The organism is Nocardioides currus (genome assembly GCF_003057875.1).
Lineage (GTDB): Bacteria > Actinomycetota > Actinomycetes > Propionibacteriales > Nocardioidaceae > Nocardioides > Nocardioides currus.
The window spans coordinates 539,476-557,181 of record NZ_PYXZ01000002.1 but is presented as its reverse complement, the minus strand read 5'-3'; the positions used below and the strand labels follow the sequence as shown (position 1 = coordinate 557,181).

General features: G+C 71.5%; 19 protein-coding genes. 6 read left to right on the top strand and 13 right to left on the bottom strand.

The window, feature by feature from the left end; all coding sequences use genetic code 11:
- Positions 1-6: 6 nt before the first annotated feature.
- From purE to C7S10_RS07740, 6 genes are all read right to left on the bottom strand, one after another.
- Positions 7-528, bottom strand: coding sequence for a 5-(carboxyamino)imidazole ribonucleotide mutase (gene purE, locus C7S10_RS07765; protein WP_279303160.1), 522 nt, complete (start codon positions 526-528; stop codon positions 7-9).
- The gene (locus C7S10_RS07760) at positions 521-1,678 is read right to left on the bottom strand and encodes a 5-(carboxyamino)imidazole ribonucleotide synthase (RefSeq protein ID WP_108344045.1); all 1,158 of its coding nucleotides are present in this window, start codon (positions 1,676-1,678) and stop codon (positions 521-523) included. Before C7S10_RS07760 ends, purE begins: the two co-directional genes overlap by 8 nt.
- Before the next feature lie 36 nt (positions 1,679-1,714).
- Positions 1,715-2,038: a winged helix-turn-helix domain-containing protein gene (locus C7S10_RS07755; protein WP_108343812.1), complete on the bottom strand. Its 324-nt coding sequence runs from the start codon at positions 2,036-2,038 to the stop codon at positions 1,715-1,717.
- A gap of 124 nt (positions 2,039-2,162) precedes the next feature.
- Positions 2,163-3,188 carry an adenylate/guanylate cyclase domain-containing protein gene (locus tag C7S10_RS07750; RefSeq protein WP_108343811.1) on the bottom strand — a complete coding sequence of 342 codons (1,026 nt, stop codon included), beginning with the start codon at positions 3,186-3,188 and terminating at the stop codon, positions 2,163-2,165.
- On the bottom strand, positions 3,178-3,681 hold the full coding sequence (locus C7S10_RS07745; protein ID WP_108343810.1) for a PH domain-containing protein: 504 nt from the start codon (positions 3,679-3,681) through the stop codon (positions 3,178-3,180). Before C7S10_RS07745 ends, C7S10_RS07750 begins: the two co-directional genes overlap by 11 nt.
- Positions 3,682-3,693: 12 nt before the next feature.
- On the bottom strand, positions 3,694-4,491 hold the full coding sequence (locus tag C7S10_RS07740; protein ID WP_108343809.1) for a biotin--[acetyl-CoA-carboxylase] ligase: 798 nt from the start codon (positions 4,489-4,491) through the stop codon (positions 3,694-3,696).
- Between the two features lie 41 nt (positions 4,492-4,532).
- Between C7S10_RS07740 and C7S10_RS07735 the strand changes: the two genes are divergently transcribed.
- The gene (locus C7S10_RS07735) at positions 4,533-6,155 is read left to right on the top strand and encodes an acyl-CoA carboxylase subunit beta (RefSeq protein ID WP_108343808.1); all 1,623 of its coding nucleotides are present in this window, start codon (positions 4,533-4,535) and stop codon (positions 6,153-6,155) included.
- The gene (locus C7S10_RS07730) at positions 6,155-6,388 is read left to right on the top strand and encodes an acyl-CoA carboxylase subunit epsilon (protein WP_243395257.1); all 234 of its coding nucleotides are present in this window, start codon (positions 6,155-6,157) and stop codon (positions 6,386-6,388) included. Before C7S10_RS07735 ends, C7S10_RS07730 begins: the two co-directional genes overlap by 1 nt.
- On the opposite strand, the gene C7S10_RS07725 is transcribed toward C7S10_RS07730, so the two are convergent.
- Positions 6,385-7,008: a hypothetical protein gene (locus C7S10_RS07725; protein ID WP_133176459.1), complete on the bottom strand. Its 624-nt coding sequence runs from the start codon at positions 7,006-7,008 to the stop codon at positions 6,385-6,387. The genes C7S10_RS07730 and C7S10_RS07725 overlap by 4 nt on opposite strands.
- A 38-nt stretch (positions 7,009-7,046) precedes the next feature.
- Between C7S10_RS07725 and C7S10_RS07720 the strand changes: the two genes are divergently transcribed.
- From C7S10_RS07720 to C7S10_RS07710, 3 genes are all read left to right on the top strand, one after another.
- Entirely contained in the window at positions 7,047-8,726 is a 1,680-nt protein-coding gene (locus C7S10_RS07720) for a DUF885 domain-containing protein (protein ID WP_108344043.1), read from the top strand.
- Between the two features lie 112 nt (positions 8,727-8,838).
- A complete protein-coding gene (locus C7S10_RS07715) occupies positions 8,839-9,834 on the top strand; it encodes a hypothetical protein (protein ID WP_108343806.1) in 996 nt (331 codons plus the stop codon).
- 64 nt (positions 9,835-9,898) lie between these two features.
- A complete protein-coding gene (locus C7S10_RS07710; protein ID WP_108343805.1) occupies positions 9,899-10,504 on the top strand; it encodes a Maf family protein in 606 nt (201 codons plus the stop codon).
- Here the strand turns inward: C7S10_RS07710 and C7S10_RS07705 are convergent.
- From C7S10_RS07705 to C7S10_RS07680, 6 genes are all read right to left on the bottom strand, one after another.
- Positions 10,494-10,880: a universal stress protein gene (locus C7S10_RS07705; protein ID WP_108343804.1), complete on the bottom strand. Its 387-nt coding sequence runs from the start codon at positions 10,878-10,880 to the stop codon at positions 10,494-10,496. The two genes, C7S10_RS07710 and C7S10_RS07705, sit on opposite strands and share 11 nt — an antisense overlap.
- Positions 10,880-12,415 (bottom strand): tripartite tricarboxylate transporter permease, encoded by a 1,536-nt coding sequence (locus tag C7S10_RS07700; protein ID WP_108343803.1) that lies wholly within the window; start codon positions 12,413-12,415, stop codon positions 10,880-10,882. The genes C7S10_RS07705 and C7S10_RS07700 overlap by 1 nt, the downstream gene beginning before the upstream one ends.
- A gap of 7 nt (positions 12,416-12,422) precedes the next feature.
- Complete coding sequence (locus tag C7S10_RS07695; RefSeq protein WP_108343802.1) at positions 12,423-12,929, bottom strand: tripartite tricarboxylate transporter TctB family protein; 507 nt, start codon at positions 12,927-12,929, stop codon at positions 12,423-12,425.
- The gene (locus C7S10_RS07690) at positions 12,926-13,918 is read right to left on the bottom strand and encodes a Bug family tripartite tricarboxylate transporter substrate binding protein (RefSeq protein WP_108343801.1); all 993 of its coding nucleotides are present in this window, start codon (positions 13,916-13,918) and stop codon (positions 12,926-12,928) included. Before C7S10_RS07690 ends, C7S10_RS07695 begins: the two co-directional genes overlap by 4 nt.
- Before the next feature lie 21 nt (positions 13,919-13,939).
- Entirely contained in the window at positions 13,940-14,407 is a 468-nt protein-coding gene (locus C7S10_RS07685; RefSeq protein ID WP_133176458.1) for a GtrA family protein, read from the bottom strand.
- An 81-nt stretch (positions 14,408-14,488) separates the two neighbouring features.
- Positions 14,489-15,697 (bottom strand): acyl-CoA dehydrogenase family protein, encoded by a 1,209-nt coding sequence (locus C7S10_RS07680; RefSeq protein ID WP_108343799.1) that lies wholly within the window; start codon positions 15,695-15,697, stop codon positions 14,489-14,491.
- 159 nt (positions 15,698-15,856) lie between these two features.
- Between C7S10_RS07680 and C7S10_RS07675 the strand changes: the two genes are divergently transcribed.
- Entirely contained in the window at positions 15,857-17,611 is a 1,755-nt protein-coding gene (locus C7S10_RS07675) for an alkaline phosphatase (RefSeq protein ID WP_207769281.1), read from the top strand.
- The last annotated feature ends 95 nt before the right edge of the window (positions 17,612-17,706 follow it).

Here is a 17,706-nt window from a genome sequence, read left to right as displayed (position 1 = left end):
AGCCTGTCAGAAGCCGGTGCGGCCCGTCCTGCGCGAGGCGTCGCGGACGACCTGGCCCTTGGACCGCGCGGTCTCCACCAGCGAGGCCTCGAACTCGACGAGCCGCTGCTGGAGCGCGTCGTCGGACGTCGCCAGGATCCGGGCGGCGAGGATGCCCGCGTTGCGCGCGTTGCCGATCGCCACGGTCGCGACCGGGATGCCGGCGGGCATCTGCACGATCGACATGAGCGAGTCGAGGCCGTCGAGGTACTTCAGCGGCACGGGCACGCCGATGACCGGCAGCGGGGTGACCGAGGCGAGCATGCCGGGCAGTGCGGCCGCGCCGCCCGCACCGGCGATGAGCACCTTGAGCCCGCGACCGTGGGCCTGCTTGCCGTAGTCGAGCATCTCCTGCGGCATCCGGTGCGCGGACTGCACGTCGGCCTCCCAGGCGACGCCGAACTCGTCGAGCACGTCGGAGGCGGCCTGCATCACCGGCCAGTCGGAGTCGGAGCCCATCACGATGCCGACGCGGGGTGCTTCACTCACTGGTCTCTCCTAGGTCTCCGCGGAACCACGCGGCGGCGTGCCGCGCGCGCTCGAGGCAGTCGTCGAGGTCGTCGCCGTACGCGTTGACGTGTCCCACCTTGCGACCCGGACGCAGGTCCTTGCCGTAGAGGTGCACGCGCAGGTGCGGGTCGCGCGCCATCGCGTGCGGGAACCCGTCGTAGAGCCGGCCGGTGTCGGTGGGTCCGCCCAGGATGTTGACCATCACCGTCCAGCGAGCACGCGGGGCGGGCGAACCCAGCGGGAGGTCCATGACGGCGCGCAGATGATTCTCGAACTGGGACGTCACGGCGCCGTCCTGGGACCAGTGGCCGGTGTTGTGGGGGCGCATCGCCAGCTCGTTGACCAGGATCCGGCCGTCGGCGGTCTCGAAGAGCTCGACGGCGAGGATGCCCGTGACGTCGAGCGCACCGGCCACGCGCAGCGCGACCTGCTGCGCCTCGCCGGCCAGCGCGGGCGACAGGTCCGGCGCCGGGGCGATCACCTCGTGGCAGATCCCGTCGAGCTGGGTGGAGGCGACGACGGGGTACGCCGCGGCCTGGCCGCTCGGGGAGCGCGCGACGAGCGCCGACAGCTCGCGGCGGAAGTCGACGAGCTCCTCGGCCAGGATCTGCACGCCGGTCGCCGCGGCCGCCTCGAAGGCCGGCGTCGCCTCGGCGAGGTCGCGCACGACCCAGACGCCCTTGCCGTCGTAGCCGCCACGGGTGGTCTTGAGGACGCACGGCAGCCCGAACGCCTCGACGTCGGCGGTGGTGGCGACGACGGCGTTGCGGGGGCACGGGACGCCGAGCTCGGCGAGCCGGGCCCGCATCACCGCCTTGTCCTGGGCGTGCACGAGCGCGTCCGGCCCGGGGCGTACGGCGATCCCGTCGGCCTCCAGCGCGTGCAGGTGCTCGGTCGGGACGTGCTCGTGGTCGAACGTGACGACGGGGCAGCCGGCCGTCACGGCGCGCAGCGTCTCGAGGTCGGTGTAGTCGCCGACGACCTGGTCGACGATGACCTGCGCCGCGGAGACACCGGGCGCCTCGGCGAGCAGCCGCAGCGGCAGGCCGAGGGCGATCGCGGGCTGCGCCATCATCCGGGCGAGCTGGCCGCCACCGATCACGGCAAGGGTGGGGGCACGCTCGGACACGCAGAGCACCCTATGGCAGGGCCTGCGTGCGGCGACCTAGCTGGTGGACTCCAGGGCGGCCCCGCCGTGCTCGAAGCGCAGGCCGACCCCGCGCACGGTGGTGATCAACGTGGGCTCGCGCGGGTCGTCGCCCAGCTTGCGCCGCAGCCACCCCAGGTGGACGTCGATGGTCTTGGAGGACGACCAGAACGTGGTGTTCCAGACGTCGCGCATCAGCTCGGAGCGGGTCACCACGTCGCCCACACGCCGCATGAGCAGATGGAGGAGGTCGAACTCCTTGCGCGAGAGCCTGATCTCCCGATCCCCCCGCCACACCCTGCGCGCGTGCGGGTCCAGCAGGACATCCTGAATGGACAGCACGCGGCCAAGATAGGAATTCCGGGGGCCACCTGGCGGTGGTTCGCCGAAAGTCGGACCCGTGGTCCAGACCGCCACACGCTCAGCGGACGCGTCGGCGTCGGGTCGGCGGCGGGTCCGCGGCGGGTCAGCGGCGGCGTACGGCGACGGGCTCGACCAGGCCGAAACCGCGCACCGGACGGGCGGGCAGCCGGCGCGACTCGAACTCGTCCTCGGGCAGCAGGTCGGCCGTCGCCTGGTCGATGATCAGCCGGTTGCGACGCGCCACGGCGGTCAGCCGGGCCGCCAGGTTGACCGGCGGACCGAAGATGTCGCCGAGCCTCGGCACCACCGGGCCGGACGCCAGCCCGACGCGCACGTCGGGCATCCGCGGGTCACGGCCGATGACCTGGATGATCCCCTCGGCCACCTCGATGCCCTGGACGGCGTCGTTGAGGACGAAGAGCACCGAGTCGCCGAGGCTCTTGATGATCCGGCCGTGGTGCACCGAGACCACGTCCTGGCAGCGGGTCTCGAACTTCTCGACCAGGTCGCCGATCTGCTGGCGGTCGAGCTGGTTGGACAGCGCGGTGAAGGAGACGAGGTCGGCGAACCCGACGGTGACGTCGACGGTGTGCAGGTCGTCGTGCACGGCGCCCATCGCCTCCATCCGGGCGACCGCGGCGGCGAGGTGGCGCCGCCAGGCGTAGACCAGGGTCAGCTCGAACGGCTCGGTGAGCTCCTCGATGAGGCGCAGGGCCGAGCTGACGCGCGAGCCCGTCGCCTCGTCGCCGGACTCGATCTCCTCGACGCGCAGGGCCAGCGTCGAGACCTCCCAGTCGGCGAGCCGGGCGAGGGTCTGTCCGGCGCCGCGGGTCAGGTTGACCGCCATGTCGAAGTCGAGCGTGCCGGAGTCGACGATCGACATCACGGCCGACACGGCCTGCACGTCGGCCTCGGTGAAGGCCCGCTCGCTGCCCATCTCGGGGAAGCCGAGCGCGCGCCAGAGCCGGCGGGCCTGGTCGATGGTGATGCCGGTCTCGGCCGCGACCTCGGCGGCGTTCAGCGTCGGGCGCTGGCCCATGACCGCCAGGTCGAGGCGCTCGGGGACCGAGAGCTCGTCCCCGTCGCCGGGCGCGCGCTTCTCGTGGGAGCCGCGGGGCTCACGTGCCATCGTCGGCCCGGTCGCGGCCCGAGAGCGTGTGCAGCTCCTCGGCGACCTTGAGCTGCACCTGCTCCACCTGCGGGATGTCGTCGAGCAGCACGCGACCGTTGGTGCTCGCGTCGGACACGATCAGGGTGCCGCAGCCGAAGATCCGGTCGATCACGCCGATCTCGAAGTCGACGCCGCTGATCCGGTTGAGCGGGATGGTCCGCCCCTCCTTCGCGATCAGCCCCGACCGCTTGATGAAGCGCCGGTTGGTGAAGGTGTAGGTCGTGGTCAGCCAGTCGATGAACGGCCGCAGCACCCACCACACGACCACCACGGCGGCCACGATGCCGACGACCACGCCGAGCACGGTGGAGTCGGTGAGGGTCGCGGCGGTGATCACGGCGGCCACGACGACGACCAGGATGGCCGCGGGGCCGATCAGCGCCTTGGGGTGCGTGCGAGTCGAGACGACGACGTGCTCACCGTCGTTCAGGAGCTTGGTCGGGAAGGCCACGCGCCGATCATGTCACTGCTGGGCTCGCACGTGAACGACATCGCCGGCTCCGACGGTGAGCGTCCCGTCATCCGAGCTGACCACCAGGGCACCGCGGGCGTCGATGTCCAGCGCCTCGCCACGGCGGACCTGCTGGCCGTCCGCGCCTCCGGGCAGGTGGACGTCGACCACGCGTCCGAGGGTCGAGCACACGTCGACGTACGCCGTGCGCAGCGACTCCGGATCGTCGAGCAGCCCCTGGAGGCCGTGCAGCGAGCCGAGCACCTGGCCGAGCAGGCCGGTGCGGTCGACGGCCTCGCCGGTCTCGAGCTCGACGGAGGTGGCGAGCGCGACGGGCAGCTCGTCGAGGGTCTGGGACACGTTGATCCCGATGCCGACGACGGCGGCCGGTCCCGCGGGTGTGTCGACCCGCTCCACCAGGATGCCGGCGACCTTGCGCTCCTCGACCAGCACGTCGTTGGGCCACTTGAGCGCGATCTCCGGCAGCCGGTCGGCGAGCGCGGCCTGCACGGCGTAGCCAGTGAGCAGCGGCAGCCACGGCCAGTCCTGCGTCGGCACCGAGGGGCGCAGGAGCACCGAGAAGGTGAGCGAGCTGCGGGCGGGGGTCTGCCAGACGCGGTCGAGCCGGCCACGCCCCGCGGTCTGGTGCTCGGTGACGACGACCAGCCCCTCGTCCTCGCCGGACCGGGCCCGGTCGGCGACGACCGCGTTGGTGGACGGCGACGACTCCGTGATCTCGACCCACCAGCCGCGGGGCGCGGCGAGGCGGTCCGGGTCGAGTGCTGGGCGAGGTGCGGGGGCGGAGGTCATGGGCACTAGATTGACGTAGCAGACAACAGGAGGCCACTGGAGTGAGCGCACAGGTTCAGCCCGGCGAGGGCACGGACGTCCCGGACGACATCGACATCCACACGACTGCGGGCAAGCTCGCCGACCTCGAGCGCCGCCTCGACGAGGCCGTGCACGCCGGGTCGGCGAAGGCGATCGAGAAGCAGCACGCGAAGGGCCGCAAGACCGCCCGCGAGCGCATCGAGATGCTCTTCGACGAGGGCTCGTTCGTCGAGCTCGACGAGCTGGCGCGACACCGCTCCACCGCCTTCGGGCTCCAGGAGCGACGTCCGTACGGCGACGGCGTGGTCACCGGCTACGGCACCGTCGACGGCCGCCAGGTCTGCGTCTTCTCCCAGGACTTCACCGTCTTCGGCGGCTCGCTGGGCGAGGTGTACGGCGAGAAGATCACCAAGGTCATGGACCTCGCCATCAAGACCGGCTGCCCGATCATCGGGATCAACGAGGGCGCCGGCGCGCGCATCCAGGAGGGCGTGGTCTCGCTCGGGCTCTACGGCGAGATCTTCAAGCGCAACGTGCACGCCTCCGGCGTCATCCCCCAGATCAGCCTGATCATGGGCAACTGCGCGGGTGGCCACGTCTACTCCCCCGCCGTCACCGACTTCACGATCATGGTCGACCAGACCTCCGCGATGTTCATCACGGGACCCGACGTCATCAAGACCGTCACCGGCGAGGACGTCACGATGGAGGAGCTCGGCGGCGCCCGCACGCACAACACCAAGTCGGGCAACTCGCACTACATGGCCTCCGACGAGGAGGACGCCATCGAGTACACCAAGGCGCTGCTGTCCTACCTCCCGCAGAACAACCTCGACGAGGCGTTCGCGTTCGACGAGGTCGCCGACCTCGAGGTCAGCGACCTCGACACCTCGCTCGACACCCTCATCCCCGACGGCGCCAACCAGCCCTACGACATGCACACGGTGATCGAGGCCGTCCTCGACGACCAGGAGTTCCTCGAGGTCCACGCGATGTTCGCGCCCAACATCATCGTCGGCTACGGCCGCGTCGAGGGGCGTCCCGTCGGCATCGTGGCCAACCAGCCGATGCAGTTCGCCGGCTGCCTCGACATCGACGCCAGCGAGAAGGCCGCGCGCTTCGTGCGCACCTGCGACGCGTTCAACATCCCGGTGCTGACCTTCGTCGACGTGCCCGGCTTCCTGCCCGGCACCGACCAGGAGTACACCGGCATCATCCGGCGCGGCGCCAAGCTGATCTACGCCTACGCCGAGGCCACCGTCCCCCTCGTCACCGTCATCACCCGCAAGGCCTACGGCGGCGCCTACGACGTCATGGGCTCCAAGCACCTCGGCGCCGACATCAACGTCTCCTGGCCCACCGGCCAGATCGCGGTGATGGGCGCGCAGGGCGCGGTGAACATCCTCTACCGCAACGAGATCAAGCAGGCGGTCGAGGACGGCACCGAGGCCGAGCGGCGGGCCGAGCTGGTCCAGGAGTACGACGACACGCTGGCCAACCCCTACATCGCGGCCGAGCGCGGCTACATCGACGCGGTGATCGCGCCCCACGAGACCCGCTCCGAGATCGTGCGCTCCCTGCGGCTGCTGCGCTCCAAGCGCGCCACCCTGCCGGCCAAGAAGCACGGGAACATCCCGCTCTGATGGCCGACCCCGCGATGACCAGCCCAGGCGAGTCCCCGATCCTGCGGGTCGTCAACGCCGACGCGACGCCGGAGGAGATCGCCGCGCTCGTGGCGGTCTTCTCGGCGCTCGGGTCGTCGTCGGAGCCGGCTCCGCGGCGCCGTACCCCTGCATGGTCCGCCCCCGCCCGCCTCGTCCGCCGCCCCGTGGCCCACGGGCCGTCCGGCTGGCGGGCGAGCGGCCTGCCCCGCTAGCCGTCGAGCAGGGCGGCGAGGTCCTCGGCCGCCTGCTGGGCGTCGTAGCTCTCGATCAGGCCGCGGGTCTCGGTCGTCTCCACGTCGAGCAGGACGAGGCCGGCGGACTCGTCGTCGAAGTACCACGCGGCGTAGTCGATGTGGCTGTCGTTGGTGGGATAGACGGTGCGTCGCACGACCAGGTCCCGGTCCCCCACGGTGATCGTCTCCGTGGTCTCGACGTTGTCACCGTTGTCCTGCTCGCCGGGCTCGCCCACCTCGTCGCGGGCGAGCTCCAGCTCGGCCGGGTCGTCGAAGCGCGTGAGGACCAGGTCGGTCGCGGGTGGCGACCACCGGCACACGAGCCGGTGCCCGGAGTCGCCGAGCGTGCTGACGCCGACGTCGGTGTCGCCGTCGAGCTCCTCCCCGGCGACGGCCGGGGTGTCGAGCGGGCAGTCGTCGGAGCGCAGTGTCGGGATGTCGCCGACCTCGCCGGCGTCCTCGACGGCAGCGTCGAGGGCGTCGTACCACTCGGGGTCCACCCCGGTGCTGCGCTCGGGTTCCGGGTTGTCCCCGCTGCAGCCACTCAGCACCAGTGCGAGGGCGCCGACGACGACCCCAGTCCTCCCCCGGGAAATCATGGCGCGATCCTGACACACGCCGTGGCAGGGTGACGGTCGTGAGCAACCGAACCATCGATGCCCTGTGTGACCAGTTCGTCGCGGACTACGCGGCCCTCGACCCCGTGACCGCCACCGCCATCGGCGTCGCCGGCCACGACGACCGGCTGACCGACCTGTCACCCGCGGGGTACGACGCCCGCATCGCCCTCGTGCAGGCAGCGGTCGACGCCGTCGAGGCCGCCACCCCGGTCGACGACCGCGAGGCTGCGGCCCGCGACTCCTTCCTCGAGCGCAACCGGCTCGAGCTGGAGCTGGAGGCTGCCGGCCTCGCGCGATCGCGGATGTCGGTGCTGTGGAGCGGGCTGCACGAGATCCGCGAGGTCTTCGACCTGATGCCGACCGACGGGCCGGAGGCGATCGCCGACATCAGCGCCCGGATGGCCGCCATCCCCGAGGCCCTCGAGGGCTTGCGGGTGACGCTGTCCGACGAGGCGCGCAAGGGCCACGTCGCGGCCTCGCGTCAGTACGCCGAGGTCGCCGAGCAGGTGCGTCGATGGACCGGTCAGGTCGGCGACGGCGGCGACTTCTTCGCCGGGCTCGTGGCTCGTCTGGACGCCCCCGAGCTCTCCGGGGCCGCTGCCGCCGCGAGTCGGGCGTTCGCCGCCTTCGGACTCTTCCTCTCCGACGAGCTGGAGCCCCAGGGACGCGACAAGGAAGGCGTCGGACGCGAGCGCTACGCCCTCGAGAGCCGCTACTTCCTCGGCGCCGAGGTCGACCTCGACGAGACCTACGCCTGGGGCTGGACCGAGCTGCAGCGCCTGGCCGACCTGATGGCCGAGACCGCCGACGCGATCCTGCCCGGCGCGGGCGTCGACGAGGCCGTCGCCCACCTCGAGGCCGACGCCTCCCGCGTGGTGAAGGGCCGCGAGGCGTTCCGCGACTGGATGCAGGACCTCGCCGACCGCACCGTCGCCGAGCTCGCCGACGTCCACTTCGACATCCCGGAGCCGATCCGCCGGATCGAGTGCATGCTCGCCCCGACCAACGACGGCGGCATCTACTACACCGGCCCGTCCGAGGACTTCAGCCGCCCCGGACGCATGTGGTGGTCGGTGCCCGACGGCATCGAGGACTTCCACCCGTGGCGCGAGGTCACGACCGTCTTCCACGAGGGCGTGCCGGGCCACCACCTCCAGGTCGCCCAGACGGCCTACCGCCAGGAGAGCCTCAACCGCTGGCAGCGCCTGATGTGCTGGTGCAGCGGGCACGGCGAGGGCTGGGCGCTGTACGCCGAGCGGCTGATGGAGGAGCTCGGGCACCTCGACGACCCGGCCGACAAGCTGGGCATGCTCGACGGGCAGTCGCTGCGTGCCGCGCGCGTCATCGTCGACATCGGCATGCACCTCGAGCTCGAGATCCCCGCCGACAACACCCTCGGTGCGGGCGGCAGCGCGTTCCACCCCGGCGAGACGTGGACGCCCGAGCTGGGCCTGGAGTTCATGCGGCTGCACTGCCGGATGGACGACGAGGTGCTGCAGTTCGAGGTGAAGCGCTACCTCGGCCTGCCGGGCCAGGCGCCGTCGTACAAGGTCGGCGAACGCATCTGGCTCGAGTCGCGCGCCGAGGTGCAGGAGCGCCAGGGCGACGACTTCGACCTGAAGGCCTTCCACCGCGCCGCCCTCGACCTCGGCTCGCTCGGCCTCGACCCGCTCAAGGCGGCGCTGGCCCGGCTCTGAGCCGACCGTGTGGTCTGGACGTCACCAGCTGACACCCGGGCCACACTGTCCCGCTGTCCACAGGCCGCCCGCCACGCGATTGGGCAGCGGTCGAGGCGAGCATCCTCTGCACATGCCGCGACCGCCCCGCACCGAGAGCACGCTCGACGAGGTCACCTTGGCCCGGCTGATGGCGCGACAATGCGGCGTCGTCAGCCGTCGGCAGGTGCTCTGGGCCGGCGGCCGACACGACGACATCCGACGCCGGGTCCGCCGGCGCGAATGGGCAGTGATCCATCCCGGGGTCTACGTCGACCACACCGGCCCTCTGACGCGGGAGCAGCGCGAGTGGGCGGCGGTGCTCTACTACTGGCCGGCTGCGCTGCACCGGGAATCTGCCCTGACGTTGTACGGCGTGCGACACGACCGGTCCAGGCGCGCACCGGAGGCGGCTGTCCAGGTGCTGGTGGACGCGTCGCGAACCTTCACGCCGATGACCGGCGTCGAGGTGGAGCGAGTGCGCGAGTGGCGCACGTGGCTCTCGCCGTACCGCTTTCCGCCGCGGGTGAAGCTGGAGTTCGCGCTCCTGAAGGTCGCCAGCTCTCGCGACCTTGAGGGCGCGATCGCCGTCCTGGCCGACGCCTGCGCCCAGAAGAGGACCGACCCGGAGCAGCTCGCGGCGACCTTGACCCGGCTCAACAGGCTGCCGCAGCGCTCGGCCCTGCTCGAGATCCTTGAGGACGCAGCGAGCGGCGCACACTCGGTCCTCGAGCGGCGCTACCTCCGCGACGTCGAGAGGGCACACGGGCTTCCACGAGGCACGCGCCAGGTCGTGGAGCAGGCGGGTGCGAAGCGAGTCAGGCGCGACGTGAAGTACGCACCCCAGGCGACGCTGGTCGAGCTCGACGGCCAGTTCGGGCATCGCGACGCCGAGGACAGGTGGGCCGACCTCGACCGCGACCTCGCGGCGGCGATGGCGGACTCGATCACGGTGCGTCTCGGGTGGGCGCAAGTCCTCGCGCCGTGTCGGGTTGCCGCAGCCTTGGCTCACATCCTGACCGCACGCGGTCTGACCCAGCGTCCGACCCCGTGCGGACCCGGCTGCGAGGTCGCCGACGATGTGGCGTAGGTGTCACCCGCTGACAGCCAGGCCACACGGTCGGCGGTAGGAGGACCCGCCTAGGGTCGGGCCCATGCACCTCGTCCTGGCCTCCGCGTCCCCCGCCCGCCTCGCCACGCTACGCAGCGCGGGCATCGACCCGACGGTGATCGTGAGCGGGGTCGACGAGTCGCGGCTCGACGGACTGCCGCCGGCCGAGCTGGCGCTCCAGCTGGCCGAGCTCAAGTGCGCGGCCGTCGCGGCACGCGACGACGTGCCCGAGGGTGCGCTGGTGCTCGGCTGCGACTCGGTGCTCGAGCTCGACGGCGAGGCACTGGGCAAGCCGGGGTCGGCGGAGGTCGCCGTACGCCGCTGGCAGGCGATGCGAGGCCGCGCCGGCGTGCTTCGCACCGGTCACAGCCTCCGCGACACGGCCACCGGCCGGGTCGCCGCGGCGACGGCGAGCACGACGGTGCACTTCGCCGACGTCAGCGACGCCGAGATCGCGGCGTACGTCGCGACCGGTGAGCCGCTGGACGTGGCCGGCGCCTTCACCGTCGACGGCCTCGGCGGCGCCTTCGTGACCCACATCGAGGGCGACCACCACAACGTGGTCGGGGTCAGCCTCCCGCTCCTGCGCGACCTCGTGGCCGAGCTCGGGCACGAGTGGACCGAGCTGTGGAGCCCGACTACGGCTTGACGGCCACCACGGGGCAGGTCGCGTCGATGATCACCTTCTGCGCGACGCTGCCCATGATCAGCTTGCCGACCGGCGTGCGGTGCCGGATGCCGATCACGATGGCGTCGGCGTCGACCTGCGAGGCCACCGACAGGATCTCGTCGGCGATGTCGCGGCCCATCGTCTGGCGCAGCTCGTGCTCGACGCCGCTCTCCTCGAGGCGCTGCTCGAGGGTCGACATCCCCTCCGCGCCGACATATCGCTTGTCGATCAGGGCGTCGCCCTTGGTGCTGTTGACGACCACGACGCCGGTCTGGCGCCGTCGCGCTTCCTCGAGGCCGGCGGTGAGCGCCGCCTCGCCGTACTCGTCGGGGATGAACCCGATCACGACAGCCATCAGGAGACCTCCTGGTCCTCGCGTTGGACGTGCTGGTCGAGCAGGGGTGAGGGTCGGAACCGGGCGAGCAGCAGCGGCACCACGATCGCCAGGACGACGAGGACGTAGACGAAGATCGCGAGCGGCTCGTTGAACAGCCCGCTGACGTCGCCGTTGGACAGGTCGAGCGCCTCGCGCATCTTGACCTCCATCAGCGGGCCGAGGATCACGCCGAGGATCAGGGGGAGCACCGGGATGCCGAAGCGCCGGGTCGCGAAGCCGAGGCCGCCGAAGAGCAGCAGCAGGAGCAGGTCGAACGAGCTCTGGCCCACGCTGTAGGCGCCGAGGCAGGCGAAGAACAGGATGCCTGCGTAGAGCTGCGGTCGCGGGATCCGGAGCAGCCGCGCCCACAGCGGGGCGAGCGGCAGGTTGATGACGAGCAGCAGCGTGTTGCCGATCAGGAGGCTGGCCAGCAGGGTCCAGATCAGGTCGGGCTGGTCGGTCATCAGGGTCGGGCCGGGCACGATGCCGTACTTCTGCATCGCCGCGAGCAGGATCGAGGCGGTCGCGGTGACGGGCAGGCCGAGCGCGAGCAGCGGGACGAACATGCCGGCCGCGCTGGCGTTGTTGGCGGCCTCCGGCCCGGCCACGCCCTCGATGGCGCCCTCGCCGAACTCGTCGGCGCTGCCGCGGCGCGCGGCCAGCTTGCGCTCGGTGATGTAGGACAGGAAGGTCGGCGTCTCCGCACCGCCGGCCGGCAGCGCGCCGAAGGGGAAGCCGAACGCCGTGCCGCGCAGCCACGGCGCCCACGACCGGCGCCAGTCGTCACGCCCCATGAACGGCCGCCCGACGGGGATCACGTCGATCGGGCGGCGCCGCAGGTGCGCCGCCGTCCACAGCGCCTCGCCGATCGCGAAGACGCCCACGGCGACGACCACGATGTCGATGCCGTCGGCGAGCTCGAGGTAGCCGCCCGTCAGCCGGGCCTGGGCGGTCGACGCGTCCAGCCCGACGAGCCCGATGGTCAGCCCGATCGCCAGCGCGATGAAGCCTCGCAGCTTGGAGGCGCCGAGCACGCTGCTGACCAGCACCATCGAGAGCAGCATGATCGCGAAGTACGACGGTGCGCCGATCTCCACCGCCCAGCTCGCGATCGACGGGGTGAAGAACGCGACCAGCAGCGTCCCGATGGTGCCGGCGATGAAGGAGCCGATCGCCGCCGTCGCGAGGGCCTGGGCCGCCCGGCCCTTCTTGGCCATCTTGTTGCCCTCGATGGCCGTCATCACCGACGCGGACTCGCCGGGGGTGTTCAGGAGGATCGAGGTGGTGGACCCGCCGTACATGCCGCCGTAGTAGATGCCGGCGAACATGATCAATGCCTGGGTCGCGTCGAGGCCGTAGGTCACCGGCAGCAGCAGCGCGAGCGCCATGGCCGGGCCGATGCCCGGGAGCACGCCGACGAAGGTGCCGAGGAGCACGCCGATCGCGGCGTAGAGCAGGTTCTCCAGCGTGAAGGCGCTGGCGAAGCCGTCGAGGAGGAGGTTCAGGGTGTCCATGCCGGCCTCACAGGATCCCGTCGAGGATGCCCGGCGAGAGCGGCACCCCGAGCCCCACGTAGAAGAAGTACCAGCTGGCCACCGACAGCACGAAGCCGACAAGCAGGTCGCGCACCAGCGTCCGCGACCCGAGGGCCCACGCGCAGCCGGCGAACAGCAGGCCGCCGGTGATCGCCCAGCCGACGAGGTTCACCAGCAGGATGTTGAGGACCAGGATCCCGACGAGCTTGGCGACCGTGAGCCAGTCGGGCGGTGACGTCAGGTCGACGTCCTCCCCCTCCTCCGCCTCGGGCACGTCGCCGCGCGCCGTCGCCACGGCGAGCAGCACCGCCAGCACGACCATCGCGGTGCCGATGACGTAGGGGAAGACCCGCGGCCCTATCGGGTCGCCGAAGCCGACGTTGAGCCCACGGGCGTCGATGATCGTGTAGATCCCGACCACGGCCAGGACGGCGGCGAGCGCGAACTGCGCCCGGTCGACCCGCTGGTCGGCGACGACGTTCTTCTCGCTCACAGCAACCCCAGCTCCTCGAGGGTGGAGGACACCCGTTCGTCCTGCTCGTCGATGAAGGTGCCGAAGTCAGCGCCGGTCTTGAAGTCGTCGGTCCAGCCGTTGTCGGCGACCACCTTCTGCCACTCCGGGGTGTCGTGCATCGTCTCGAAGTAGCCGATCAGCTGGTCGGTGCGCTCGTCGCTGAGGTCGGGCGGCGCGAGCACGCCGCGCCAGTTGAGGAAGACCAGGTCGACGTCCGACTCGGTGAGCGTCGGGGCGTCGGCGAACGGGCTGTCGTCGGGGTAGCGCTCCTCCCCCGACACGGCCAGCACCCGCAGCTCGCCGGAGTCGATGGAGCCCTGGAACTCGGGCAGCCCGGAGAAGCCGGCGTCGATCTTCTGGCCGAGCAGCGCGCTGGTGAGGGGGCCGCCGCCGTCGTACGTCACGAAGTTGACGTCGTTGGGGTCGATCCCGACGGTCTGCGCGAGCTGCATCGGGAACAGGTGGTCGGGGCCACCGGGCGAGGACCCGCCGCCCACGGCCAGCGAGCCAGGGTCTGCCTTCCACGCCTCGAGGAAGTCGTCGAGCGTCTTGTACGGCGAGTCGCCGGGCACCAGGATCCCCTCGGGCTCGCTCATCAGCTGGGCGATCGGGGTGGCGTCGCTCAGGCCGAACTGGCTGCCGAACGAGTAGGTCGAGCCGACCACGCCGAGGCCGACGGTCATCAGCGTGTGCTCGTCGCCGACCTTCCCGACCAGCTCGGTCATGGCGACCGCACCACCGGCGCCGACGATGTTGTCGACCGTGATGGAGCCGCCGGTGATGTCGTCGTCCTCGAGCACCTGCACGGCGTCGCGACCGGTGAGGTCGTAGCCGCCCCCGGGGCTGTTGGGGATGATCATCAGGATGTCCCGGCTGTCGTCGCCGCGGGTGACACCGCAGCCGGCGAGCGACCCCACCACCACCAGACTCGCGAACGCTGCCGTCAGGGTCCTGCGCCGGGATCGCATCGCCTCATCGTGCCCGGTGGCTCACACGGTGTCGAGGGCATCCACGTCGTTGCGGACGTGGAACACGAACTGCCGGGTCAGCACGAACCGGGCGAGGTTGCCGAGCGCGAGGCCGATCACGTTGGCGGAGATGTTGTCGGAGAAGGGGTCGTCGAGGCCCATCAGGTTGCGGCTGATCCACAGGCAGGCCAGCGGGATCGCCATCGTCGCCACGCTGATCGTGACGAACGCCGTGCGGCCGCCGTCGGAGTGGGTGGTGCCGCGATGGCGGAAGGCCCACGAGCGGGTGCCGCGGTAGCTCACCGCCGTACCGACGAGGTTGGCCAGGACGTAGCCGGTCAGCGGGTGCCCGTTGAGGGGCGCGCGATAGGCGGTGCTGAAGCCGTGGACGAGGCCGTTGAAGAGGATGAACGCGACGATCGTGGCGCCGAGGCCGACGGCCATGTAGCGCCAGATCTCGCCCGCCAACCGGCGTCCTCTCGACGTCACGCCTGCAAGGCTACGGCTATCGGCCCGCCGATCGCGTATCCGTCGCGACCCGGCACGGCGCGGTACGACGCGGAATGCTGCTCACTCCACCGGCAGGCCGAGTCCGCGAGCGATCAGCATGCGCTGGATCTCCGAGGTGCCCTCGCCGATCTCGAGCACCTTGGCGTCGCGGTAGAAGCGGGTGACGGGGTATTCCTCCATGAAGCCGTAGCCGCCGAAGACCTGGGTCGCGATCCGGGTGGCGGTGACCGCCGACTCCGTGGAGTAGAGCTTCGCGACCGCCGCCGCCTGCTTGAAGTCCTTCATCGAGACGTTCGCGCCGGCGTCCATCGCGTCCTTCATGGCGGCCGCCTTGTAGGTCAGCAGGCGCGACGCGTCGAGCATCACCTGCAGGTCGGCGACCTGGAAGGCGACACCCTGCTTGCGACCGATCGGGCCGCCGAACGTCTGGCGGTCCAGGGAGTACTCCACCGACATGTCCAGGCAGGCCTGGATGCAGCCGACGGCCAGGGCGGCGATCGCGACCCGGCCGTCGTCGAGGGTCGCGAGGAACTGGGCATAGCCGCGACCGCGCTCACCCAGCAGGTTGGCCTCGGGGACGCGCACGTCCTCGAAGGACAGCGGGTGCGTGTCGGAGGCGTGCCAGCCGAGCTTGTCGTAGGGCTTCTCGGCGGTGAACCCGGGCGTCCCGCTCGGGACGATGATCGTCGAGATCTCCGGACGCGTGGTCCCGTCGGAGGCCTCGCGCTCGCCGGTGCGCGCGGTCACGGTCACCAGCGAGGTGATGTCGGAGCCCGAGTTGGTGATGAACTGCTTGGCGCCGTTGACGACCCACTCGCCGTCGCTCAGCTCCGCCTTCGTCCTCGTCGCGCCCGCGTCCGAGCCGGCGCCGGGCTCGGTGAGGCCGAAGCCGGCGAGCCGCTCGCCGGCCACCAGCGCGGGCAGGTGCTCCTGCTTCTGCTCGTCCGTGCCGTAGGTCAGGATCGGGTTGATGCCGAGCCCGACGGCCGCCTCGAGGGTGATGCCCATCGACTGGTCGACGCGGCCGATCTCCTCGATCGCGAGGCACAGGCTGGTGAAGCCGCCGTCCTCGCCGGCCAGCCCCGACCCGCCGTACTCCTCGGGAGCGGTGAGGCCCATGAGGCCGAGCGCGCCCATCTTCTGCACGACGTCGGTCGGGAAGTGGTGGTCGCGGTCCCACTGCGCCGCGTGCGGCGCGATCTCGGCCTGCGCGAAGTCGCGGACGCTGCGGCGGAACTGCTCGTGCTCGGGAGACAGGTCGAAGCTCATGCGAGGAGACTAGCGCCACAGGTTAGCGATCGCTAACCTCCGGCGCCCGCCCCCTCCGCTCTGCCTGATCGTCATCCGCTCGACGCCTCGCGGACACGTCGGCGCCGGACGTCGGACCCACCCTGCGAGGCGGACCATCCGACGAAAGGAACCACGATCGTGAAGCGCATCTCGCTCGCCGCCGCGGCCGGCGGCACGGCCGCCGTGCTGGCCCTCGGCGTCGCCGCGGCCACCGCCGTACCCATGGGATTCACCCAGGACCGCTCCGCCGACCTCGCCGGGGCGATCGACCCGGCCAAGCCCACGAGCGTCATCCTGCTCATCGGTGACGGCATGGACGACTCGATGATCACCGCCGCCCGCAACTACTCGGTCGGCGCTGCGGGACGCCTCGCGCTCGACGAGCTCCCCTTCTCGGGCGCGATGACGACCTACGGCCTCAAGGTCGGCGCGGGGCCGGACTACCCGATCGCCTACGTCTCCGACTCGGCCCCGACCGCCAGCGGATGGTCGACCGGCAAGAAGACCGTCGACGGCCGCCTCTCGCAGGGCCCCTCGACCGCGGCCACCGTCCCCGGCGAGGACTACGAGACCGTCCTGGAGAAGTTCGAGAAGGCCGGCAAGCTCACCGGGGACGTCTCGACCGCCGAGATCACCGACGCCACCCCCGCCGCGGCCGCGTCGCACATCAACGCCCGCGCCTGCCAGGGACCGGCCAACATGGCCGACTGCACCGCCGCGAAGAAGTCCAACGGCGGCAAGGGCTCGGTCGCCGAGCAGCTCGTCGACTCCGGCGTCGACGTCCTCCTCGGCGGCGGTGCCGCCCGCTTCGCCCAGGCCACCGACGCCGGCCCGACGGTGCTCGACTACGCGAAGAGCACCCGCAACTACGCCGTCGCGACGACCGCCGCCGAGCTGGACGCGGTGACCTCGGTGGCGACCAAGCCGGTGCTGGGCCTGTTCTCGAGCGCCAACATGACCCGCAAGTACGCCAAGCTCGAGGCCAAGGCGGGCGGCGCCACCACGCCCGACGGCACGTGCGCCGCGCAGGACCGGGGCACGCAGCCCACGCTCCAGGCGATGACCGAGAAGGCCATCACGCTGCTGGACAACCCCAACGGGTTCTTCCTCCAGGTCGAGGGCGCCAGCGTCGACAAGGCCGAGCACGAGCGCGACATCTGCGGCGCGATCGGCGAGCTCGAGGAGCTCGATCTCGCGGTCAAGAGCGCGCTGGCCTACCAGAAGACGCACCCCGACACGCTCGTCATCGTCACCGGCGACCACGCGCACTCCACGCAGATCGTCCCGGACGACTTCGGCGGCAGCATGACAGCGACCGTCACGGCCTTCGACGGCGACCCGATGACGGTGGCCTACTCCTCGTCGTACGCCGGCACGCCGCCGCAGCAGGCCACGCACACCGGCGCCCAGATCCGCGTCGCGGCGATCGGCCCGCAGGCCGCGAACGTGACCGGCGTGATCGACCAGACCGACCTGTTCGCCACGATGCTGGGCCGGACGCCCAGCACACTGCCCAGCGGTCCCACCACGACCGTCACGGCCAGCCCCACCGCCGTACCGACCACGACGGTGACCGCGAGCCCGACCAGCGGTCCGACGACGACCGTGACCGCCAACCCCGTCCCCGGGAAGAGTCGCCCCGTCGTCAAGATCGCCTCGGCCAAGAAGGTCGGCCGCGCGGCCGGCGCCTCCGTCGCGGTCGCGGCGATCGACGCCGACTCGGTCAAGGTCGTCGTCCGGCAGGGCAGGAAGAAGCTCCTCGCGGAGAAGCTCTCGGCCGGGGGCGGCGCCGTGACGCTGCCCGCCCTGGCCAAGGGCGCGGTCAAGGTCACCGTCGTCGCGAAGAACGACGACGGCACGACCCGGGCCAACCGCACGCTGCAGGTGCGCTGACCCACCCACCCACGACGGCCCCCGGTTGAGACCCCGGTTGAGACCCCGGTTGAGACCCCGGGGGCCGTCGTCGTGGGCGCCCCGTCCGCGCCCGA

Excerpts from the sequence above, each read along its gene's own strand:
- C7S10_RS07750 (WP_108343811.1), bottom strand. The coding sequence starts at position 3,188 with ATGGCACGTGAGCCCCGCGGCTCCCACGAGAAGCGCGCGCCCGGCGAC.
- C7S10_RS07740 (WP_108343809.1), bottom strand. The coding sequence starts at position 4,491 with ATGACCTCCGCCCCCGCACCTCGCCCAGCACTCGACCCGGACCGCCTC.
- C7S10_RS07730 (WP_243395257.1), top strand. The coding sequence starts at position 6,155 with ATGGCCGACCCCGCGATGACCAGCCCAGGCGAGTCCCCGATCCTGCGG.
- C7S10_RS07725 (WP_133176459.1), bottom strand. The coding sequence starts at position 7,008 with ATGATTTCCCGGGGGAGGACTGGGGTCGTCGTCGGCGCCCTCGCACTG.
- C7S10_RS07715 (WP_108343806.1), top strand. The coding sequence starts at position 8,839 with ATGCCGCGACCGCCCCGCACCGAGAGCACGCTCGACGAGGTCACCTTG.
- C7S10_RS07710 (WP_108343805.1), top strand. The coding sequence starts at position 9,899 with ATGCACCTCGTCCTGGCCTCCGCGTCCCCCGCCCGCCTCGCCACGCTA.
- C7S10_RS07705 (WP_108343804.1), bottom strand. The coding sequence starts at position 10,880 with ATGGCTGTCGTGATCGGGTTCATCCCCGACGAGTACGGCGAGGCGGCG.
- C7S10_RS07700 (WP_108343803.1), bottom strand. The coding sequence starts at position 12,415 with ATGGACACCCTGAACCTCCTCCTCGACGGCTTCGCCAGCGCCTTCACG.
- C7S10_RS07690 (WP_108343801.1), bottom strand. The coding sequence starts at position 13,918 with ATGCGATCCCGGCGCAGGACCCTGACGGCAGCGTTCGCGAGTCTGGTG.
- C7S10_RS07680 (WP_108343799.1), bottom strand. The coding sequence starts at position 15,697 with ATGAGCTTCGACCTGTCTCCCGAGCACGAGCAGTTCCGCCGCAGCGTC.